The organism is Amycolatopsis sp. SID8362 (genome assembly GCF_010550475.1).
In the GTDB taxonomy this organism is placed as follows: domain Bacteria; phylum Actinomycetota; class Actinomycetes; order Mycobacteriales; family Pseudonocardiaceae; genus Amycolatopsis; species Amycolatopsis eburnea.
The window spans coordinates 1-274 of record NZ_JAAGNB010000618.1; the positions used below are offsets into that span (position 1 = coordinate 1).

The 274-nt window shown below is 77.4% G+C and carries 1 pseudogene; it reads left to right on the plus strand.

What is annotated here, in order from left to right:
• Positions 1-274 (plus strand): annotated as a pseudogene (locus G3I65_RS18950) (LuxR family transcriptional regulator); the annotation flags it as partial.

The window sequence follows — 274 nt, forward strand, 5'->3', positions numbered from 1 at the left end:
GGCGCGCTCCCCGCCACGCCGCGGCTGGTCGAGCTGATCGAAACCCGCACCGACCGCGTCGACGCCGACGAGCGGCGGCTGCTGGAGCTGCTGGCCTTCGGCGAGCCGCTGGGCAGCGAACCGCTGGTCCGGCTGGGCGCCGCGAGCGTGCTGGCGTCCACCGAGCGAGCCGGGCTCGTGGTGTCCGAGCGCACCGGGCGGCGGCTGAACGTCCGCCTCGCGCACCCGCTCTACGCCGAGGTCATCCGGCGCCGGACGTCGCCGCTGCGGCAGC